General features: G+C 74.1%; 17 protein-coding genes and 1 riboswitch. Of the genes, 2 read left to right on the forward strand and 15 right to left on the reverse strand.

Features of this window, described 5'->3' with window-relative positions; genetic code table 11:
- The first annotated feature begins 86 nt into the window (after positions 1-86).
- Positions 87-1,151 (forward strand): SCO1860 family LAETG-anchored protein, encoded by a 1,065-nt coding sequence (locus tag ACWEEU_RS26255; protein WP_451735347.1) that lies wholly within the window; start codon positions 87-89, stop codon positions 1,149-1,151.
- A gap of 80 nt (positions 1,152-1,231) precedes the next feature.
- Here ACWEEU_RS26255 and cobC read toward each other — a convergent pair whose 3' ends face one another.
- Genes cobC through cobM form a run of 6 tightly spaced genes read right to left on the reverse strand, consistent with a single transcriptional unit; the run spans position 1,232 to position 7,639 of the window.
- Positions 1,232-2,290 (reverse strand): Rv2231c family pyridoxal phosphate-dependent protein CobC, encoded by a 1,059-nt coding sequence (cobC, locus tag ACWEEU_RS26260; protein WP_451735349.1) that lies wholly within the window; start codon positions 2,288-2,290, stop codon positions 1,232-1,234.
- Complete coding sequence (locus tag ACWEEU_RS26265) at positions 2,280-3,215, reverse strand: sirohydrochlorin chelatase (protein ID WP_451735351.1); 936 nt, start codon at positions 3,213-3,215, stop codon at positions 2,280-2,282. Before ACWEEU_RS26265 ends, cobC begins: the two co-directional genes overlap by 11 nt.
- Positions 3,212-3,799 carry a precorrin-8X methylmutase gene (locus ACWEEU_RS26270; RefSeq protein WP_451735353.1) on the reverse strand — a complete coding sequence of 196 codons (588 nt, stop codon included), beginning with the start codon at positions 3,797-3,799 and terminating at the stop codon, positions 3,212-3,214. Before ACWEEU_RS26270 ends, ACWEEU_RS26265 begins: the two co-directional genes overlap by 4 nt.
- Complete coding sequence (gene cobJ / locus ACWEEU_RS26275) at positions 3,796-5,490, reverse strand: precorrin-3B C(17)-methyltransferase (protein WP_451735355.1); 1,695 nt, start codon at positions 5,488-5,490, stop codon at positions 3,796-3,798. The genes ACWEEU_RS26270 and cobJ overlap by 4 nt, the downstream gene beginning before the upstream one ends.
- Complete coding sequence (cbiE, locus tag ACWEEU_RS26280; protein WP_385746100.1) at positions 5,487-6,725, reverse strand: precorrin-6y C5,15-methyltransferase (decarboxylating) subunit CbiE; 1,239 nt, start codon at positions 6,723-6,725, stop codon at positions 5,487-5,489. The genes cobJ and cbiE overlap by 4 nt, the downstream gene beginning before the upstream one ends.
- Positions 6,726-6,748: 23 nt before the next feature.
- Positions 6,749-7,639: a precorrin-4 C(11)-methyltransferase gene (gene cobM, locus ACWEEU_RS26285; RefSeq protein WP_451735357.1), complete on the reverse strand. Its 891-nt coding sequence runs from the start codon at positions 7,637-7,639 to the stop codon at positions 6,749-6,751.
- 110 nt (positions 7,640-7,749) lie between these two features.
- Here cobM and ACWEEU_RS26290 point away from each other — a divergent pair, with 110 nt between their 5' ends.
- Complete coding sequence (locus ACWEEU_RS26290; protein ID WP_385746081.1) at positions 7,750-8,484, forward strand: ZIP family metal transporter; 735 nt, start codon at positions 7,750-7,752, stop codon at positions 8,482-8,484.
- 26 nt (positions 8,485-8,510) lie between these two features.
- On the opposite strand, the gene cobI is transcribed toward ACWEEU_RS26290, so the two are convergent.
- From cobI to ACWEEU_RS26335, 9 genes are all read right to left on the reverse strand, one after another.
- On the reverse strand, positions 8,511-9,242 hold the full coding sequence (gene cobI / locus ACWEEU_RS26295) for a precorrin-2 C(20)-methyltransferase (protein ID WP_451735359.1): 732 nt from the start codon (positions 9,240-9,242) through the stop codon (positions 8,511-8,513).
- Positions 9,239-10,690 (reverse strand): cobyrinate a,c-diamide synthase, encoded by a 1,452-nt coding sequence (locus ACWEEU_RS26300; protein WP_451735361.1) that lies wholly within the window; start codon positions 10,688-10,690, stop codon positions 9,239-9,241. The genes cobI and ACWEEU_RS26300 overlap by 4 nt, the downstream gene beginning before the upstream one ends.
- Positions 10,684-11,283, reverse strand: coding sequence for a cob(I)yrinic acid a,c-diamide adenosyltransferase (cobO, locus tag ACWEEU_RS26305; RefSeq protein ID WP_385746075.1), 600 nt, complete (start codon positions 11,281-11,283; stop codon positions 10,684-10,686). The genes ACWEEU_RS26300 and cobO overlap by 7 nt, the downstream gene beginning before the upstream one ends.
- The gene (locus ACWEEU_RS26310) at positions 11,283-13,286 is read right to left on the reverse strand and encodes a putative cobaltochelatase (protein WP_451735363.1); all 2,004 of its coding nucleotides are present in this window, start codon (positions 13,284-13,286) and stop codon (positions 11,283-11,285) included. Before ACWEEU_RS26310 ends, cobO begins: the two co-directional genes overlap by 1 nt.
- Positions 13,283-16,930 carry a cobaltochelatase subunit CobN gene (gene cobN, locus ACWEEU_RS26315; RefSeq protein ID WP_451735365.1) on the reverse strand — a complete coding sequence of 1,216 codons (3,648 nt, stop codon included), beginning with the start codon at positions 16,928-16,930 and terminating at the stop codon, positions 13,283-13,285. The genes ACWEEU_RS26310 and cobN overlap by 4 nt, the downstream gene beginning before the upstream one ends.
- Entirely contained in the window at positions 16,927-18,435 is a 1,509-nt protein-coding gene (locus tag ACWEEU_RS26320; protein ID WP_451735367.1) for a cobyric acid synthase, read from the reverse strand. The genes cobN and ACWEEU_RS26320 overlap by 4 nt, the downstream gene beginning before the upstream one ends.
- Positions 18,432-19,373: a cobalamin biosynthesis protein gene (locus ACWEEU_RS26325; RefSeq protein ID WP_385746067.1), complete on the reverse strand. Its 942-nt coding sequence runs from the start codon at positions 19,371-19,373 to the stop codon at positions 18,432-18,434. Before ACWEEU_RS26325 ends, ACWEEU_RS26320 begins: the two co-directional genes overlap by 4 nt.
- A gap of 98 nt (positions 19,374-19,471) precedes the next feature.
- Positions 19,472-19,613, reverse strand: a riboswitch (cobalamin riboswitch).
- 168 nt (positions 19,614-19,781) lie between these two features.
- Positions 19,782-20,009, reverse strand: coding sequence for a hypothetical protein (locus ACWEEU_RS26330; protein WP_451735369.1), 228 nt, complete (start codon positions 20,007-20,009; stop codon positions 19,782-19,784).
- 24 nt (positions 20,010-20,033) lie between these two features.
- Complete coding sequence (locus ACWEEU_RS26335) at positions 20,034-21,296, reverse strand: inorganic phosphate transporter (RefSeq protein WP_451735371.1); 1,263 nt, start codon at positions 21,294-21,296, stop codon at positions 20,034-20,036.
- Positions 21,297-21,311 lie beyond the last annotated feature (15 nt).

Consider the following 21,311-nt stretch of genomic DNA (forward strand, 5'->3'; position numbering starts at 1 on the left):
AAGTAACCCAGGATTGCTGACCGTTCACCCACAGTGCGTAAAAGTTGACGCGTCCCAAGCAAGTTCCTTCTCGGGAGCCCACCGCCTTGAACAGCCTCAACTTCCGCATGTCCGCACGCCGTCTGGCCGCCGTCGCGACCGTCACCGCCCTCACCGCAGGTCCCGCGGTCCTGGGCGCGGGCACCGCGCACGCCACCGGGCGCCACGGTCACGCCTCCGCCGTCGTCCTGCGCACCGGGCTCGATGTGTCCCTGCTCCACAAGACCGTGGACGTCCCGCTCCAGGTCAGCCTCAACGAGGTCGAGGCGCCCGGCGACGCCGACCGCACCGCCCTCACGGCCCGGCTGGACGGGGTGAACGGAGACCGTCCCTTCTCCTTGCTCGGCGCCGAGGTGGCCAGAGCGCACGCCACCGCCACCGCCGGACGCGCCGAGGGCTCCGTACGGCTGGTCCACGCCCGCGTGCACGTCCCCGGCCTGCCGCTGCTGTCCGTCATCGAGGTCGGCACGGTCACCGCCCGCGCCACCTGCGAGGCGGGGGAGCGCCCGGAGGCCGTCGCCAACGTCCTCGGCGGCGTCACCGTCCTCGGCAAGCACGTCGACCTCACGGCGGGCGGCCCGTCCATCGTCAAGGTCCCCGGCGTCGGCGAGGTCCGCCTCGACCTCTCCCAGCGCCACACCACCTCCCGCACGGCCGCCGCCACCGCCCTCGAACTCAAGGTCTCCGTCAACCCGTTGCGGCTCAACGTCGCGGAGGTCGAGGGCACGGTGACCCTGGCGAAGGCGACCTGCGAGACGCCTCGCGGCGGCTGGGGCGGCGGCCACGGAGGCGGCGGGCACGGGCACGGCGGCGGCCATCTCCCGCCCCCGCCGGAGACGGACGAGCCGGGCGGCGACGACGAGCCGACCGCCAGCACGCCCCCGGGCGACGGCGGCACGGCACCGAGCGCCAAGCCCGCCCCGGCGTCCTCCGGCACCGCCTCTCCCGCCCCCGCCAAGCCCGCCTCCGACGTGAAGCCCCAGGGCGGCACCAAGAGCGACCTCGCGGAAACGGGCGCCGGCTCCTCGACCCCCTACCTGGCGGGCGGTGCGCTCGCGTTGCTGCTGCTGGGCGGGGGAGCGGCGATGGTGGCGCGGCGCCGACGGGGTTGACCAACGACCGGACTTCCTGAGCGAGTTGGCCCGGTGCCGTCGACCGGTTCGGCGGTACCGGGCCACGCGCCCCTAGGGCTCTAACCCGCCTGGCTCAGGGCGGTGCCGAGTGCCGCGAGGAATCCCGCTGTCGTGGCCGCGTCGCGTACCGCGATCCGTACCCATTCCGTTCCGAGCCCGGGGAAGGTGTCGCCGCGGCGGACCGCGTAGCCCAGGTCGCGCAGGCGCGCGCGTACATCGGCCGTCCCGGAGATCCGGGCCAGCACGAACGGCGCCTCCGCGGGGCCGGCCACCTCCACGCCCTGCTCCGCCAATCCCTTGACGAGGAACTCCCGGTCAACCGCGATCTGCCGGGCGGCCGCCGCCGCCTCCGTGACGGCCCGGGGCGAGACACACGCCCGTGCCGCCACCAGTGCCGGCGTGGACACCGCCCACAGCGGCTGAGCGCGCTCGAGCCGCGAGATGACCTCCGGCTCCGCGAGGACGTAGCCGATCCGGAGGCCGGCGAGCCCCCACGTCTTGGTGAGACTCCGAAGCACCACCAGCCCGGGGACGTCGCACCGCCCGGCCAGCGACTCCCGCTCACCCGGGACCGCGTCCATGAACGCCTCATCCACGACCAGCGTCCGCCCGGGCCGGGCGAGCCGCAGCAGTGCCGGCGCCGGATGGAGTACGGAGGTCGGGTTGGTCGGATTGCCGACCACCACCAGGTCCGCGTCCTCGGGGACGAGCCCTGGGTCCAGCCGGAAGCCGTCCCGCTCCCGAAGGAGCACGCGGTCGACGGTGTGGCCCGCGTCCCGCAGCGCCGCCTCCGGCTCGGTGAACTGCGGATGCACGACCACCGGACGCCGTACCCCCAGCGCCCGTGCCAGCAGGACGAACGCTTCCGCCGCCCCGGCGGTCAGCAGCACCCCCTCCACCGGCAGCCCGTGCCGCGCGGCGACCGCCGCCCGCGCGGCCCGCCCGTCGGGGTAGGCCGCGAGGGACGGCAGCGACGCGGCGATCTCCGCGCGGAGCCACGGCGGGGGCGTCCCCGTGCGGACGTTGACCGCGAGGTCGATGAGGGCCGCGCCGTCGTCACGGACCTCGGCGTCGCCGTGATGGCGCAGGTCAGGGCCGCCGCCCTCCTCAGCGGGCATGGCTGTGGGAGTGGCCGCCATGGTGGTGGTGCCCATGGCCGTGCCCGTGACCATGTCCGTCGGACCCGTCGTCGTCCGGGTGGAAGTGCGGCTGCTGGGGGAGCCCCACCTTGTCCTCGAAGCCGGGCAGCGCGATCCGGTAGACGCACGAGTCGCAGTTCATCCGCAGATCCCCGCGCACCGCCTCCTCGTACCGCTCGAGGACGAGATCCAGCAGCTCCGGCTCGGGACCGATGACCTCGGCCGAGCGGACCTCGGTGTCCGGGTGCGCGGCGGCCCACTCCTCGGTCTGCCGCCGAACCCGGTCCGGGAGGATGCCGGTGAAGAGGAAGTACGGCAGGACGACGATCCGCCGGGCCCCCAGCCGCGCGCACCGGTCGAGCCCGCTCGGCACGTCCGGGGCGGCCAGCGAGACGAACGCCGTCTCGACGGCGGCGAAACCGCGTCCCTCCCACAGCAGCCGGGCCGCCTTGCACACCTCGGCGTTCGCGTCCGGGTCGGTGGAGCCGCGCCCCACGAGGAGCACGGTGACATCGCCGCGGCCGGTGCCCGCGAGGGCGTCGTCCAGGCGCCGTTCCAGCACCCGCAGCAGGGCGGGGTGCGGGCCGAGGGGACGGCCGTAGGTGTACGTCAGGCCCGGGTGCCGTTCCTTCTCGCGGGCCAGCGCGGCGGGGATGTCGCCCTTGGCGTGCCCGGCGGAGACCAGCATCAGCGGTACGGCCGCGAACGAGCGCACCCCCCGCTCGACCAGTTCGGCGACGGCCTCGCCGAGCGGGGGCGGGGACAGCTCGATGAAGCCGCCCGCGACGGGCAGGTCGGGGCGACGGCGGCCCAACTCCCTGACGAAATCGCGGAAGGCCTCGGCTCCGGCCTCGTCCCGGGTGCCGTGTCCGGCGACGAGCAGGGCGGGCGGCTGGGTGGTCACTGTTGCTCCTCGGGGGAAATCGGTCGGTACAGCAGGGCGTTGAGCGCGGCGGCGGCGACCGCCGAACCGCCCTTCTCGGAGACGTTGCTCACGGCGGGCAGCCCGCTCGCGCGCAGCGCCTCCTTGGACTCGGCCGCGCCGACGAAGCCGACGGGCAGGCCGATGACGAGCGCCGGATCGGCGTCCAGGGCCAGCAGCTCCTCCAGGGCGGTCGGCGCACAGCCGATCACCCACAGGGCTCCGGGCCCGACCTCCTCGTAGGCGAGCCGCACGGCGTGCGCCGAACGGGTCAGCCCGGGTCCGGACCTGGCGTCCTTCAGCCGGCAGACGGTCTCGCGCCGGGTGATCCCCGCCGCGACCATCTCCACGTCCACCACGACGGGCGCCCCCGCGTGCAGTGCGGCATGTCCGCGCACGAGGTCGGCCTCGGCCAGGACGAGATCCGTCGCGTAGTCGAGGTCGGCGGCGGAGTGGATCACCCGCTCCACCACCGCCCTCGTCAGCGGCGGGAATCCGGAGGTGTCCAGGCGGGCGCGCAGCCGCCGGAAGGACTCCTGCTCGATGGGATGGACCACACGGTTCACCGGGCGCCCTCCTCGGCGCTCGCCTGCCAGCGGTAGCCGCGCGGGGTCACCATGCGCCCGGCGATCTCCCGGGTCGCGGTGTTGCCCACGGTCACCACGGTCATCATGTCCACGGACGCCGGGTCGAGCCCGGCCAGCGTGGTCACCCGGCTGGACTCGTCGGGGCGCGAGGCGTTGCGTACCACCCCGACCGGGGTGGACGGCGCCCGGTGCTCCGCCAAGGCCGCGAGTGCCTTGGGGAGCTGCCAGTCACGGCCGCGCGAACGCGGGTTGTAGAAGGTCACCACGAGGTCCGACTCGGCCGCCGCGCGCACCCGCCGCTCGATGACCTCCCACGGTGTGTGCAGGTCGGACAGGCTGATCGACACATGGTCGTGGCCCAGCGGAGCGCCGAGCAGCGCCCCGGCCGCCAGCGCTGCCGTGACTCCCGGCACGCCCACCACGTCGATGTCGTCGGACGCCTCCGCGAGCGCCGGGGACGCCATCGCGTACACCCCCGCGTCCCCGCTGCCGATCAGCGCCACCGCGTGCCCCGCACGGGCCTCCGCGACAGCCGTACGCGCCCGCTCCTCCTCCGCGCCGAGCCCCGACTCCAGCACCCGGGTGCCGGGCCGCAGCAGATCGCGGATCTGGTCCACGTACTGGTCGAGCCCCACCAGCACCGAGGCGCGCCGCAGTTCGGCCACCGCGCGCGGCGTGACCAGGTCCCGGGCGCCCGGACCGAGCCCCACCACCGCGAGCCGCCCGCGCGCCGGACGCCGTACGACCGCACAGGTCGCCATCGCGGGACTCCCCGCCGACTTCCGCTTGGGCACGAGGAGTTCACCTCCGCCGAGCAAGGCAGCCGCCTCCGCCACGGACGGAGTGCCGACCGCCGCGAGCGGCGCGTCGGACGGGTTGGGTACGGCGACACCCGCCAACTCCGAGGCGGGGTGGGCGATCAGCGGTACGCCCAGCCGCTCGGCGGCACCCACGAGCCCCGGCTCCTGCGACTTGGCGTCCACCGTGGCGAGTCGCGCCACCGAGGCAACCGAGAGCCCCGCCTCCGTGAGCGCCGACCCGATCAGCTCCAGCACCTCCTCCACGGGCGCGCCCCGCGAGGCACCCACCCCGACCACCAGGGACGGCGGACGCAACAGCACCTCGCGCGGGCCCGGTTCGACGGCGCGGTCGGTGATCCGTACCGTGTACTCCCCGCGCTCCGCCACCGGCAGCGGAGGCAACGGCCACGCCAACTCGGCTTCCAGCGCCACCGGTTCACCGTCCAGCAGCGCCCGCGACACGGCGGCCACCGCGCCCTCGACGGGCAGCCCCAGGGTGTCGAGCCCGGCCACGCCCACCGCGTCCGTCGCGGTCGTCACCACGGGCTCCGCGCCCAGCAACTCGCCTATCTGGGCGGCGAGTTCATTGGCGCCGCCCGCGTGGCCGCCGAGCAGTGACACCGCGAACCGGCCGCCCTCGTCCACGCACACCACACCCGGATCAGCCGCCTTGTCCCGGAGCAGCGGCGCCATCAGACGCACCACCGCGCCCGTCGCCAGGAAACACACGAGCTGCTCGCACTCCGCGAACGCGGCACGTACCGCGTCCCCCACCGGGCCCTCGTACACCCGGGTACGGTCCGGCCACGCCGCCGCCAGCCGGTCCCGCGCCGCCGCCCCGGCAGAGGTGGCGGAAATCAGGCCGATCACTGAACTGCTCCTTCGTTCGGCCGCGGGGCACGCTCGCCCCACAGCAGGAAAACGGGGTTGGTGGCCGCGAGCCGGGTCACGTCACCCGGCAGCGGTGCCAGCCGCGAGGACTGCAACAGCACGCCGTCACAGCCGAACCCGGCGCGCGCCAGGGCCGCACGCGCCTCGGGCACCCGGTCCAGCGCGGCCATCGCGACCACGACCGTGCGCCGCGCCCGCCGAGCGCACGCCTCGACCACCGCGCCCAGCTCACGCCCCCCGCCGCCGACGAACACCGCGTCGGGATCGTCGTCCAGCGAGGCCAGCGCCTGCGGGGCAGTGCCGTGCACCACGGACACGTCCACGTCGTGGGCGCGCGCGTTGGCCCGCACCCGCTCGCAGCCGTCCTCGGTCTTCTCCACCGCGACCACGGCCGCGCCCAGCCGGGCGCACTCCACCGCCACCGAGCCCGACCCCGCGCCCACGTCCCACACCAGGTCGCCGGGGCGCGGCCCGAGCCGGGCGAGCGCCAGCGCCCGTACCTCGAACTTGGTGATCATCGAGTCCCGGTGCGCGAACGCGTCCTCCTCCAGCGCCCAGCGGCCCGGCCCCACGGCCGGGCCCGCCATCGTGCGCGGACCCCGGGGCGCCCGGGACTCGTCCAGGCACAACACCACGTTCACCGCCGTGCCCCACTCCCGCCGGGCGGCCTCGGCGGGCGTCACCCGCTCCACCCGCTCGTCCTCCGGCTCGCCGAGCGCGCTCACCACGACCAGCGTCCGGCCGCTGCCGGCCAGCCGGGCACCCAGCTCGGCGGGTCCGGACCCGGGCCCGGTCAGCACCGCCACCTTCGGATACGCCCGGCACAACTGCACCGCCGTACGCGGATCACGCCCGTGCGCGCTCACCACCACCGCGTCGTCCCAGGTCAGTCCGAGCCGCGCGAACGCCCCGGCCACCGAGGACACCCCGGGCCGCACGTCCAGTAGCTCCGGGCCGAACCGCTCGGCCAGCACCCGCACGATCCCGAAGAACCCGGGGTCGCCGGAGGCCAGCACGACCACCGGCAACTCCTTGGCCAGGGTCTCGGCGATCGCGTCCAGGGCGGGGGAGAGGGGGCCGAGGGCGATGCGCCGCACGTCCTCGGGGACACCGGCGGCGTCCAGATGGCGTTGGCCGCCGACGACCAGCGCGGCCTTGGCGAGGACGTCGGCCGAGACAGGCGCGCCGGTGCCGGTGCCGACGACCGTGATCAGCGGCGCGCCCGGGTGCGACGCGGTCAACTGCTCGCCCCCCGCTCCCGCAGCGCCCGCCGCGCCTCGGGGTCCGCCTTGCGGAAGCCGTGGAAGTGACCGGGGTGGTAGAGGTGCGAGCGGGTGCCGTGGGCCTCCAGGGCCGGGCCGATCAGGAACAGTGTGTGCTTCCACAGCCGGTGCTCCTTGACCGTCTCCTCCAGAGTGCCGATCGTGCAGCGCACCACCAGCTCCTCCGGCCAGGTCACCTGATGGGCGACCACCACCGGCGTGCTCGTCGGGTAGCCGCCCTCCAGCAGCTCCCGCACCAACTGGCCGCTGCGCGCCGCCGACAGGAACACCGCCATGGTCGTTCCGTGCCGGGCGAACTCCCGTACCTCCTCACCCGGCGGCATCGGCGTCTTGCCGCCGCCGAGCCGGGTCAGGATCACCGACTGCGCCACCTCGGGGATCGTCAGCTCGCGCCCCGCGAGCGCGGCCACCGCCGAGAACGACGACACACCCGGCACGATCTCCGTCGCGATCCCGATCTCCGCGCACCGGTCGAGCTGCTCCTGGGTGCCGCCCCACAGCGCGGGATCGCCCGAGTGCACGCGGGCCACCTTGAGTCCCCCGGCCAGGGCGCGCCGGTACACCGCCACCACGTCCTCCAGGGACAGCGCGGCCGAGTCCAGGACCTCCGCGTCCGCGCGCGCGTGCTCCAGGACCTCCGCCCGGACCAGGCTCGCCGCCCAGATCACCACGTCCGCCTCGGCGATCGCGCGGGCGGCGCGGAAGGTCAGCAGATCGGCGGCGCCGGGACCGGCACCGACGAAGGTCACCTTGCCGGCGGGGACGGTGGCGGCGGGCACGGCCACGCGAGCGTCCTGCGGCGCGGCTTGTGGTGCGTCCTGCGGCGCGGCCTGGGGCTCGGCCATGGGGAAAGGTCCTCTCGTACGAAAAGAAGTGAGGGGAATGTCAGGGTCTGCGGTGGTTTCACAGGCGTCGGATGTGCGCGGAGGGCCCTTCATCGGATACCAAGGTCGTTATGGCGGTCCTCGTCGCGCTCGGCGCGTTTGTGATGACGCTGGCCGGCGGCTGGACGGCACAGCGTGTGACCGACCGTCGCCACCTGGTGCTGGGCCTGGCGGGCGGTCTGATGCTGGGCGTGGTCGGCCTCGACCTGCTGCCGGAGGCGCTGCACGCGGCCGGCCGCGAGGTCTTCGGCGTACCCGCCGCCCTGCTGCTCTTCGTCGGCGGATTCCTCCTGGCCCATCTGGTGGAACGTCTCCTCGCCGCGCGCCAGGCCGCGCACGGCGGCGGGGAGCACGACCACCACCGGGCCCCCGAGGTCGGCCTCACGGCCGCCGCCGCGATGGTCGGCCACAGCCTCATGGACGGCGTGGCCATCGGCGCGGCCTTCCAGGTCGGCGGCGGCATGGGCCTCTCCGTCGCCCTCGCCGTGATCGCGCACGACTTCGCCGACGGCTTCAACACCTTCACCATCACGAGCCTCTACGGCAACGCCCGCCGCCGCGCCGTCGCCATGCTCGTCGCCGACGCCTGCGCACCCCTGCTGGGCGCGCTCTCCACGGTCTTCGTGCACATCCCAGAGCCCCTGCTCGGCGGCTACCTCGGCCTCTTCAGCGGCGCCCTGCTCTACCTGGCCGCCGCCGAGATCCTGCCGGAGGCCCACCACGACCACCCCGCGCGCTCGACACTGCTGTGCACGGTGGCGGGGGCGTTGTTCATCTGGCTGGTCGTGGGTCTGTCGGGCGGCTGACACCGCCACCCCCGCGCGCGGCCGCCTCACAGCTTCCCGCCCCTGCCGCCGTTCCGTCCCGGCGGCGCTATCAGCGTCGACAGGTACGGCAGCGCCGCGCCGTCCAGGTCGGCGGCCGGACGGATCGACTCCTCCGGCAGACCGAGCGCCGAACCCCACACCGCGTCGTCCAGGCGGCCGGACTCGCGCAGAGCGTCGGCGACCTCGGCGGCCCGGCGGCCGAACTTGTACGCCACCACCGTGCCGGGCCCCGCCAGCGCCTCCTTCAGCGCGGACTCGCCCGCCGTCACCGGTACGAGGGTCAGCGGCTCGGTGCCCTCCGTCAGCACGGCACCCGACCGCGCCGCCAGATCCTGCATCGCGGTGATCCCGGGCACCGTCTCCACCACGACCCCCGGCACCAGCCCGGCGACGGTCTGCGCGAGATAGGTGAACGTCGAGTACACATTGGGGTCGCCGATGGTCGCGAACGCGACGCACCCGTGCGCCGCGAGCAGGTCCGCGACCCGCGCGCCCGCCGCGTCCCACGCCGCCTCCCGGCGCGCCCGGTCGGTCCGCTCGTTCAGCGCGAACACCACCCGGACCACCTTCGCGGCGTCCACGTAGTGCAGCACCGTCGCCTCGGCGCGCCCCCGCTCACCGGTGTCCATCACCGGCACGACGACCACATCGGCGCCCCGCAGCGCGTTGACCCCCTTGACCGTCACCAGTTCCGGGTCGCCGGGACCCACTCCGACCCCGATCAGCCTGCTGCTCATGACGTACGGCACCTCTCCGTGAACCGACGGGCCACCGAGGGCTCGGCCGCCCAGTGGGTGTGCAGATAACTCGCGTGCACGCCCCGCCGTACGAAGCCCTCGACCCGCCGGGTGGGCGCGAGCACCCCCCAGGCAGGGTCGGCACCGGCACCAGGCTCCACGACGGTCCGGTGGAACTCGTGCCCCCGCATCCGCGTCCCGGCCGCCGCCAGCACACTGTCGCCGACGGCCACCGCGTCCCGGTACCCGAGCGTCAGCCGCTCGCTCATCCGCGCCGACGCCTCCAGCACCCCGCACATCGGCGCGCCGTCCAGCTCCCGGCACAGATAGAGGAGTCCGGCACACTCGGCGGCAACGGGCGCCCCCCGCTCCGCGAACTCCGCGACCGACTTCCGCAACCTCTCGTTGGCGGACAACTCGCTCGCGTACACCTCGGGAAACCCGCCCCCGATCACCAACCCGGCACACCCGTCGGGCAGTTCCTCGTCCCGCAGGGGGTCGAAGGCGACGACCTCCGCTCCGGCGGCGGCCAGCAGCTCGGTGTGCTCGGCGTAGGAGAAGGAGAAGGCGGGACCCCCGGCGACGGCGATACGGGGCCGAGCCTCCTCGGCGGCCCGATCCGAACGGGTCGCGCGCTTCTCGGCGCCCCGATCCGTACCGGAGGTCCCCTTCTGGGCCGACCGTGACGGGTGGCCGTGGACAGGCGACTGCGTGACCTCAGCCGCACACCACGCCGCCCCCGGCAACGCCCCCGCCCCCCGAGCCAGCGCCAGCAGCGCATCGAGGTCGCACCCCTCGGCGACCAGAGCGCCCATGGCCTCGACCGCCTCCACCGCGGCGGCGCCCCGCTCGGCGGCCGGCACCAGCCCCAGATGCCGCGAAGGCGTCTCCACGGCGGCCCCCCGCCGCAACACCCCCAGCACCGGAACCCCCACCGACTCCAGCGCCTCCCGCAACAACTCCTCGTGCCGGTCCGACCCGACCTTGTTGAGGATCACGCCCCCGATCCGCACCCCCGTGTCCCAGGAGGCGAACCCATGCACCAGAGCGGCGACGGACCGAGACTGCGACGAGGCGTCGACCACCAACACCACCGGCGCCCGGAGCAGCTTCGCCACCTGCGCGGTGGACGCCAGCTCCCCCTGCCCCGCCGCCCCGTCGAAGAGCCCCATCACCCCCTCGACCACGGCGAGATCACACCCCCGCGCACCGTGCAGGAACAGCGGAGCGACCAAGTCCGCCCCGCACAGATACGCGTCGAGATTCCGCCCCACCCGCCCGGTGGCCAGCGCGTGATACCCGGGGTCGATGTAGTCCGGCCCCACCTTGTGCGGAGACACCGCGAGCCCGCGCGCGGCGAACGCGGCCATCAGTCCCGTGGCGACCGTGGTCTTCCCGCTGCCGGAGGACGGCGCCGCGATGACCAGCCGGGGTACGGACGTCACCACTCGATGCCCCTCTGCCCCTTCTGCCCGGCGTCCATGGGGTGCTTGACCTTGGACATGTCGGTCACCAGATCCGCGAACTCCACCAGCGGAGCGGGCGCGTGACGGCCCGTGATCACCACGTGCTGGTTGCCGGGCCGGGCCCGCAGCACCTCGACCACTTCCTCGGTGTCCACCCATCCCCAGTGCATCGGGTACGCGAACTCGTCCAGCACGTACAGGCGGTACGTCTCGGCCGCCAGGTCCCGCTTGACCTGCGCCCATCCCTCCCGCGCCTTCTCCTCGTTGTCCAACTGCGCGTCCCGCTGCACCCAGGACCAGCCCTCGCCCATCTTGTGCCAGTCCACGGACCCGCCCTGCCCGGAGGCGCCGAGCACCCTGAGCGCGTTCTCCTCGCCGACCTTCCACTTCGCCGACTTGACGAACTGGAACACCCCGATCGGCCAGCCCTGATTCCAGGCCCGCAGCGCAAGGCCGAAGGCAGCGGTCGACTTGCCCTTCCCGATCCCGGTGTGCACCACCACCAGCGGCCGGTTGCGCCGCTGACGTGTCGTCAGCCCGTCGTCCGGTACGACACTCGGCTGTCCCTGCGGCATTACGCGGCCCTCCTCGGCATACCCCGCACATCCCTCACGAGCCCGGCGATGGAGTCCGCCCGCAACTCGTCCAACGTCACCGCCGTACCGCCCAGCTCACCGGCGAGCCGCCCGGCGAGCCCCAGCCGCACCGGACCCGACTCGCAGTCCACGACCACCGAGGCGACCCCCTCGGCCGCGAACAGCCGCGCCGCCCGCCCCGCGAGCCCCACCGGTTCCGGACCGCCGGTCGCCCGTCCGTCCGTCACCACCAGGAGCAGTGGCCGCCGCGAGGGATCGCGCAGCCGCTCCACCCGCAACACCTCGTGCGCCCGCAGCAGCCCCGCCGCGAGCGGCGTACGCCCACCGGTGGGCAGCGACTCGAGCCGCGCCGCGGCGGCATCCACGGACGAGGTGGGCGGCAGCGCGACCTCGGCGGCCGAACCCCGGAAGGTCACCAGACCCACCTTGTCCCGCCGCTGATACGCGTCGAGCAGCAACGACAGCACGGCGCCCTTCACCGCGCCCATCCGCTGCCGGGCCGCCATCGACCCGGAGGCGTCCACGACGAACAGCACGAGGTTGGACTCCCGCCCCTCCCGCACCGCCTGCCGCAGATCGTCCCGCCGAAGCACAAGCCCCGGTCCGGAACGCCCCCGCACCCGCTGATGCGGCGCCGCCGCCTGCACGGTCGCCGCCAAGTGCAGTTTGGTCAGGGCGCCGTGAGGAAGCCGTGCCCCCGTGGTCCGCCCGTGCTCGGTCCGTGCCCGCGAACGCCGCCCGGCCGCGCCCTCCCCGATCCCGTCCACGCTGAGCATCCGGGTCCTGAACGGCTCGGCGGCCCGCGCGGGCGTCTGCTCGCCCGCACCGGCACCGGCGCCCTCCGGCTCCCCGCCCTCGGACGCGGCGGCACCCCCGTCACCGTCCCGCGGTCCCGTGTCGGGGGACGGCTGCCCGCCACCGCCACCGGGTCCGTCGGGATCGGGATCGTCGTCCCCGGAGGACCCGGAAGACTCCGAGGACTCCTCCAGGGTCTGATCGAGCTTGTCCTCGTCAAGTCCCGGCGCGTCGAAGGGGTTGCGGCGCCGACGGTGCGGCAGCGCCAGCAGCGCCGCCTGCCGGACGTCCTCCGCGAGCACGTCCGTACGCCCCGCCCACGCGGCCAGCGCGGTGGCGGTACGCGCCATCACGATGTCGGCCCGCATCCCGTCCACCTCGAACGCGGCACACGTCGCCGCGATCTGCCGGAGCGCCCCGTCCCCGAGCCGCACCTTGGGCAGCAACTCCCGCGCCGCCACGACGCGTTGCCGGACGGCGGTCTCCTCGCCGGCCCACTGCGCGGCGAACCCGGCGGGATCGTCGTCGTACGCCAGCCTGCGCCGTACGACCTCCACCCGCCGGTCCGTCTCCCGCGAGGCCGCGACCTCCACGGTCAGCCCGAAGCGGTCCAGCAACTGCGGTCGCAGTTCGCCCTCTTCGGGGTTCATGGTGCCCACGAGCAGGAACCGCGCCGCGTGCCGCACGGAGACGCCCTCGCGCTCGACGTACGAGGCACCCATGGCGGCGGCGTCCAGCAGCAGGTCCACCAGGTGGTCGTGGAGCAGGTTGACCTCGTCCACGTAGAGGATGCCCCGGTGCGCGGCGGCCAGCAGCCCCGGCTCGAACGCCTTCACGCCCTCCGCCAGCGCCCGCTCGATGTCGAGGGCTCCGACGAGCCGGTCCTCGGAGGCGCCGACCGGCAGCTCGACCATGCGTGCGGGGCGGAGCCCGGAGGCCACCGAATCGTGCGGCCCGTCGGGGCAGTTGGGGTCGGGAGAGTCCGGGTCGCAGGAGAAGCGGCATCCGGAAACCACGCTCACCTCCGGCAGCAGCGCCGAAAGGGCGCGCACGGCGGTGGACTTGGCGGTCCCCTTCTCGCCCCGCACGAGCACCCCGCCGATGTTCGGCGCCACCGCGTTGAGCAGCAGGGCCAGTTGCAGGTCCTCCTGCCCGACCACGGCCGTGAACGGGAAATGCGTGCTCACTCGTCTCCCTCCAGTTCCCCTTCGAGTTCCAGATACGTGGCCCGCAGCCGCTCCAGCGTCTCCTGGTCCGGCTCCGCCCACAGCCCCCGGTCGGCCGCCTCCAGCAGCCGCTCGGCGATGCCGCGCAACGCCCAGGGATTCGAGCGCTTCATGAAGTCCTGGTTCTCCGCGTCGAAGACGTACTCCGCGCTGAGCTTCTCGTACATCCAGTCGTCCACCACGCCCGCCGTGGCGTCGTACCCGAACAGGTAGTCCACGGTCGCCGCCATCTCGAAGGCGCCCTTGTAGCCGTGCCTGCGCATGGCCGCCATCCAGCGGGGATTGACCACGCGGGCCCGGAAGACGCGGTGGGTCTCCTCACCGAGCGTCCTCGTCCTCACCTGGTCCGGCACGGCCGAATCACCCACGTACGCCTCGGGGTTGCCGCCCGTGAGGTGCCGCACCATGGCGACCATGCCGCCGTGGTACTGGAAGTAGTCGTCCGCGTCGACCAGATCGTGCTCGCGGGTGTCGACGTTCTTCGCCGCCACCGCGATCCGCCGGAACGCCGTCTCCATGTCACCGCGCGCCGCCCGCCCGTCCAGCCCGCGGCCGTAGGCGTAACCGCCCCACACCGCGTACACCTCGGCGAGGTCCGCGTCCGAGCGCCAGTTGCGCGCGTCGATCAGCGGCAGCAGACCCGCGCCGTACGCCCCCGGCTTGGAGCCGAAGATGCGGGCCGTCGCGCGCCGCCGGTCACCGTGTTCGGCGGCGTCCTCCTCCACGTGCGCCCGCACGTAGTTGGCATCGGCCGGCTCCTCCAGCCCGGCCACCGCCCGCACCGCGTCGTCGATCAGCCCGACCACGTGCGGGAACGCGTCACGGAAGAAGCCGGAGATGCGGACCGTGACGTCGATGCGCGGGCGGCCCAGCTCGGCCAGGGGAACGATCTCGAAGCCGGTGACCCGGCGCGAGGCGTCGTCCCACACCGGCCGGCAGCCCAGCAGCGCCAGGATCTCCGCGATGTCGTCGCCCTGGGTGCGCATGGCGGAGGTGCCCCAGACCGTGAGGCCGACCGACTGCGGATAGCCCCCGGTGTCGGTGAGATAGCGCTGCACCAGCGAGTCGGCCAGCGACTGGCCCACCTCCCAACTCAGCCGGGAGGGAATCGCCTTGGGGTCGACGGAGTAGAAGTTCCGGCCCGTCGGCAGGACGTTGACCAGACCGCGCGTGGGAGACCCCGAGGGACCCGCCGGGACGTAACCACCGTCCAGGGCGCGGAGGATGTGACCGATCTCGTCGGTGGTCCGCGCCAGCCGGGGCACGACCTCCGTGCAGGCGAACTCCAGCACGGAGGACGCCTCGGCCAGTTCGAAGCCGAGCACCTCCTCCAGGACCGTCGGCACGGCAGCCGCGTTCCAGTCCCGCGCCTCCATCCCCTCCGCGATCCGGCGGCACAACTGCTCCAGCAGGTCGATCGCGTCGGCACCGGTCCGCGCCGGGCCGTCGACCAGCGCGGTCAGCTCCACCGGAACCTTCACCGCCGCACCCGGTTCGGCCAGCAACTCCTTCTCCATCAGCCCGAAATGGGCCGCCAGCGAGGCACGCAGACCCGGCAGGGCGTTCGCCTGGCCGCCCCACACCTGGGAGGCGCGCAGCACGGCCAGCACCAGGTTCACGCGCGGTTCGCCCTCCGGGCCGCCGCCGAGGACGTGGAGTCCGTCGCGGATCTGCACGTCCTTGATCTCGCACAGATAGCCGTCGATGTGCATGACGAACGCGTCGAAGTCGTCGTCCTCCGGCTGCTCGTCCACGTGCAGGTCGTGATGCAGCTCGGCCGCCTTGACCAGGGTCCAGATCTGGGCGCGGACGGCGGGGGCCTTCGTCGGGTCCAGGTCGGACACGAGGGCGTACTCGTCGAGGAGTTGCTCCAGCTTGGCGAGGTCGCCGTAGGTGTCCGCGCGGGCCATCGGCGGGACCAGATGGTCGACCACCGTGGCGTGCCCGCGCCGCTTGGCCTGGGTGCCCTCGCCGGGATCGTTGACGATGAACGGGTAGACCAGCGGGAGTTCGCCGAGCACGGCGTCCGGGGCGCAGCCGCCCGACAGCCCGAGTCCCTTGCCCGGCAGCCATTCCAGCGTGCCGTGCTTGCCCATGTGGACGACCGCGTCCGCGCCGAAGCTGTTCTCCAGCCAGCGGTAGGCGGCCAGGTAGTGGTGCGAGGGCGGCATGTCGGGGTCGTGGTAGATCGCGATCGGGTTCTCCCCGAAGCCGCGCGGCGGCTGGATCATCACGACGACGTTCCCAAACCGCAGGGAGGCGAGCACGATGTCGTCGCCGTCCACGTACAGGTTCCCCGGCGGCTCGCCCCACGCCTGCACCATGGCCTCGCGCAGCGCCGGGTCGAGCGTGGCGAACCATGCCCGGTAGTCCGCGAGCGGCACCCGGGCGGGCGCGGCCGCGAGCTGGTCCTCGGTCAGCCACTCCACGTCGTGGCCGCCGGCCTCGATGAGCCGGTGGATCAGCTCGTCGCCCCCGGCGGGGTATCCGCTCACCCCGTACCCGGCGTCCCGCAGCGCGTCCAGGACACGGACCGCCGAGGCGGGGGTGTCCAGACCGACCGCGTTGCCGACGCGGGAGTGCTTGGTGGGGTAGGCGGTGAAGACGAGCGCGATCCGCTTCTCGGCGTTGGGCTTGTGCTCGAGTGCCGCGTGCCGTACCGCGATTCCGGCCACCCGCGCGGCCCGCTCGGGGTCGGCGACGTAGACCGGGACCTCGTCGGGTCCCTGCTCCTTGAAGGAGAACGGCACGGTGATCAGGCGGCCGTCGAACTCCGGGATGGCGACCTGCATGGCCGCGTCCATGGGGGAGAGGGCGGCGTCCGAGGCGTCCCACGCGGCTCGCGAGGACGTGAGGCACAGTCCTTGCAGCACCGGGACGTCGAGGTCGGCCAGCGCGCCGATGTCCCACGACTCGTCGCCGCCCGCCGACGCCTGGGAGGCGTGCGTGCCGCCCGCCGCCAGCACCGTGGCGATCAGGGCGTCGGCCCGCCCCAGCAGCTCGTACAGCGCCGGGTCCGCACCGCGCAGCGAACCGCAGTACACCGGAAGGGCGTTGGCGCCCCGCGCCTCGATCGCCTCGCACAGGGTGTCCACGAAGCCGGTGTTGCCGCTGAGTTCGTGGGCGCGGTAGAAGAGCACGCCCACCGTGGGGCGCCCCTCCCGCAGCGCATACGCGCCGTGCACCCCGAACTCCGGCATGGAGCGCGGAACTTCGAAGCCCTCGCCGGTCAGCAGCACGGTGTCGGAGAGGAACCGGGACAGCTCCAGGAGGTTCTCCGGGCCGCCCTCGACCAGATAGCGCAGCGCCTCCGCCACGACCCCGGCGGGCACCGACGACTCGGCCATCAGCTCGGCGTCCGGCACGCTCTCGCCGCCCAGCAGCACGGTCGGCACACCGGACGCCTTGAGCGCGGCGAGCCCGTCCTCCCAGGCACGCTTGCCGCCGAGGAGCCGTACGACCGCGAGGTCGGCGCCCGCCAGGAGCCCCGGCAGCTCGCCGGTGACGTCCACGCGGACGGGGTTGCCGATCCGGTAGTCGGCGCCGCTGGCACGCGCGGCCAGCAGGTCCGTGTCGGCGGTCGACAACAACAACACTGTGCTCATGCGGGCGCTCCCGGGGGGATGAAGGGCAGTCCTCGCGGCGCGCCGGACTCGATGAGCCGCCAGAGCGCGTCCGTGTCCGCGTGCTGTTCGATGAGGTCGCCGAGCCGGTCGAGCTGCTCCTCGCGCAGCGCGGCGAACGAGGTGCCGGGGGCCGGGACGAAGCGGCGTCCGGTGGCGGCGGCGACCTCGCGCAGGAAGGCGCGCCGGAAGCCGTCCGACTCCAGCGAGCCGTGCCAGTGGGTGCCCCAGACCTGGCCGACCCGGCAGCCGTCCAGGAAGGCTTCACCGCCCAGGACGTGGGCGACACCGTGATGGATCTCGTACCCCTCGACCGGTTCGCCCAGGGCCTCGCCGGAGGGGCGCGTGAGGGTCTTCTCGCGGGCGAAGCGCACCCGCACCGGCAGCAGGCCGAGCCCCTCGACGGTTCCGGCGCGCGACTCCACCTCGTCCTCGATGCGCTCGCCGAGCACCTGGAAGCCGCCGCAGATGCCCAGGACCGGGCGCCCCTCGGCGGCCCGGCGGGCCAGCGCGTCCGCGAGGCCGCGCTCGCGCAGCCAGGCCAGCGCCCGCACGGTTCCGCGCGTGCCCGGGACCACCACCAGGTCGGCGTCGGCCAGTTCCTCCGGGCGGTCCACGAACCGCACGATCACGCCGGGCTCGGCGGCCAGCGCGTCCACGTCGGTGAAGTTGGACATCAGCGGCACCGCGCACACCGCGACCCGCAGCACGTCCTCTCCGACCGGCGGGGCGACCGTGGACTCGCGGACGGTGCCCCGCAGCGAGACGCGGAGCCCGTCCTCCTCGTCGATGCCGAGCCCGTGCCGGAACGGCAGCACGCCGTAGGTGTCGCGCCCGGTGAGGCCGCGCAGCATGTCGAGGCCCGGTTCCAGCAGCGAGACGTCGCCCCGGAACTTGTTCACCAGGAACCCGGCGACCAGCTCCTGGTCCTCGGGGGAGAGCAGGGCGAGCGTGCCGTAGAAGGAGGCGAAGACGCCGCCGCGGTCGATGTCGCCGACGACGAGGACGGGCAGGCGCGCGCCGCGCGCGATCCCCATGTTCACGATGTCGGTGCGCCGCAGATTGATCTCGGCGGGCGAACCGGCCCCCTCACAGATCACCGCGTCATACGTGCCCCGCAACTCGGCCAGGCACTCCAGCACGGTGCCGAGCAGCCGCTGCTGGCGTCCGCCGTGATAGCCGCGCGCGCTCATCTCGCCCACCGGCCTGCCCAGCAGCACCACTTGACTGCTCTGCTCGCCACCGGGCTTGAGCAGCACGGGATTCATCAGGGCGGTCGGCTCGACGCGGCACGCCTGCGCCTGCATGGCCTGCGCCCGCCCGATCTCGGCGCCCTCGCGGGTGACGAAGGAGTTGAGGGACATGTTCTGCGCCTTGAAGGGCGCCACCTTCACGCCCTGGCGGACCAGCCAGCGGCAGATCCCGGCCGTCACGACGCTCTTGCCCGCGTCGGAGGTCGTACCCGCGACGAGGAGACCACCGTTCACTTCCCGCGTCCCTTCAGGATCAGGCTCGCCCCGGCGCTCACGCCGAGCGCGAGCAGACCGACGCGGCGGGAGAGCCGTACCGCCCGGTCGATGTCGGTGACCCGGACCGGACGCCCGGAGCCGTTGAGCACGGGCCGGTGCTCGACCCGGCCGCCGTAGGACAGCGTGCCGCCGAGGCGCACGCCGAGGGCGCCCGCGAACGACGCCTCCACCGGACCGGCGTTGGGGCTCGGGTGCCGGTCGGCGTCGGCCCGCCAGGCGCGGACGGCACCACGCGGATCGGGGCCGGCCAGCGTCGCCAGCAGCGCGGTCAGACGGGCCCCGGGCCATCCCGCCACGTCGTCCAGGCGGGCGGCGGCCCAGCCGAAGCGGCGCAGCCGGGGCGACTTGTGGCCCACCATGGCGTCCAGCGTGTTGACGGCCCGGAAGCCGAGCAGCCCGGGCACCCCGGCCACCGCGCCCCACACCAGGGCGCCCACGACCGCGTCGGAGGTGTTCTCGGCGACCGACTCGACCACGGCGCGGGCGATCCCGTCGGCGTCCAGCGCCTGCGGGTCGCGACCGCACAGGTGCGGAAGGCGGGCGCGGGCGGCGGTCACGTCCCCGTCGGCCAGGGCACGGCCGACGGCGCGTGCCTCCCGGGCCAGCGAGGTGCCGCCGACGACGGCCCAGGTGGCGGCGGCGGTCAGCGCCAGGGACGCGGCGGGGGAGCGGCGTACGGCGCGCTCGGCCAGCGCGCCCGTCGCGACGGCGCCCCCGGCGCACACCAGCGTGTGCAGGGCGCCCCAGCCGCGGTGGTCGTGCCACAGCGCGCGCTCGACGGCCCCGGCGGCGCGTCCGAACGCCGCCACGGGGTGGCGGCGGCGGGGATCACCGAGGAGCAGGTCGCCCAGGAGGCCGGCGGCGGCGCCGTACGCGTAGGAGCGATCGGCACCCATCGGCTCAGCCGGCCGTGGGCGCGGGAGCGGTCCTGGGAGGGGTACTCAACGGGCAGCCGAGCATGGCGGTATGTCCTCACTCAGGGTGTCCACGCCCTGGTTCGACGAGACCGACGGCAGGAGTTCCTGGCTCCCGGGGATCACTCCCCGGTGACAGTGGCGGGACCGCGCCGGATTCGCACCGGCTTCCTCTTCTGCCGCCGTACATGGCCCCGGAAGTCCACCACGCCCCCCGAAGGGCCGTCAACCTGCCCTTGACCTGCGGAGGGAGAGTGTGGGCGGGCCCACATCGGGCCCTCGTCAGGCACAGGCGGGGCGTACGCCGGGGGGGCCGGCGAAGCGCGAGGCCCCTCCCGGCGGGTGCCGGAAGGGGCCTCACACACGTAATGCGCCGCCGGGGCTGTCGGCTCAGGCCTTCGCCACGATCAGGTAGAACCCGTACGCCACCGCCGCCGCACACGCGGCGAAGCAGAGGTACGCGCCGGTCACCGCGAGGGCGGCCGACTCGCCGCGCGCGGCGGCCTTCTCGCGGCGGGCGAGCCCGCCGACGCCCAGGGTGAACAGGACCACCAGGGCCACGCTCGCCGCGAGGCTGACACCGAAGACGGAACCGATGGCCGCCCAGTCGATCTGCATGGGGTTGCTCCTTCGGAGACCGGGTCAGGCCGCGGAGGCGGGCGGGGCGACGGGGGTCGCGGTGGCCGGTTCGACGACGGCCGGGGCCGGGATGGTGGCCGTCAGGCCCTCGGCCACGGTGCCCGCGGGGGGTGGGGTGACCGCGGCCATGGCGGTGGTGACCACACCGGCGGGCTCCTCGTGCGCGCCGGCCGGGGTGACGCTGGTGTGGTCGATGACCTCGCGGCGGGAGATCTTCCAGATCGCGGCGCTCGCGGCGACCAGGAAGACGGCGACGGCGGCGGTGCCCCAGTCGCCCAGGTCGGTCACGGACTCGGCGCCCGCGGCGACCAGGGCGGCGGCCGGGAGGGTCAGCGCCCAGGCGACGAACATCCGGGACGCGGTGGACCAGCGGACCACACCGCCCTTGCGGCCCAGGCCCGCGCCCATCACCGCGCCGGAGACGACGTGGGTGGTGGACAGGGAGAAGCCGAGGTGCGAGGAGGCCAGGATGGCCGTCGCGGCGCTGGTCTGGGCGGCGAAGCCCTGACGCGGCTCCAGGTCGGTGAGGCCGGTGCCCATCGTGCGGATGATGCGCCAGCCGCCGATGTAGGTACCGGCCGCGATGGCCAGACCCGCCGAGAGGATGACCCAGACCGGCGGGTTGGAGCCGGGGGCGATGGCGCCGCCGGTGATCAGCGCGAGGGTGATGATGCCCATCGTCTTCTGGGCGTCGTTGGTGCCGTGGGCGAGGGAGACCAGACCGGCCGAGGCGATCTGGCCCGCGCGGTAGCCCTTGCGGGTGGCCTCGCCGCCGGAGTCCCGGGAGACGCCGTAGGACAGCCGGGTCGCGAGCATGGTGGCCAGACCGGCCACCACGGGGGCGGCGACGGCCGGGAGCAGCACCTTGGTGACCAGCACGTCGCCGTGGACGGCGCCGAAGCCCGCCGACGCGACGGTGGCGCCGATCAGGCCGCCCATCAGGGCGTGCGAGGAACTGGAGGGCAGGCCCACCAGCCAGGTGAGGAGGTTCCAGAGGATCGCGCCGGTCAGTGCGGCGAAGATGACCTCGGGACGGATGCCGGTCTCGTCGACGAGACCCTTGGAGATCGTGTTGGCGACCTCCACCGAGAGAAAAGCGCCCACCAGGTTGAGGGCGGCCGACATGGCCACCGCGACCTTGGGCTTGAGCGCACCGGTCGAGATGGTCGTGGCCATCGCGTTGGCGGTGTCGTGGAAACCGTTCGTGAAATCGAACGCGAGTGCGGTTACCACCACAATCGCGAGGATCAGCGAGAAGCTTTCCATTTACCCAGGCAATCG

The sequence above is a fragment of the Streptomyces sp. NPDC005004 genome (genome assembly GCF_053600675.1).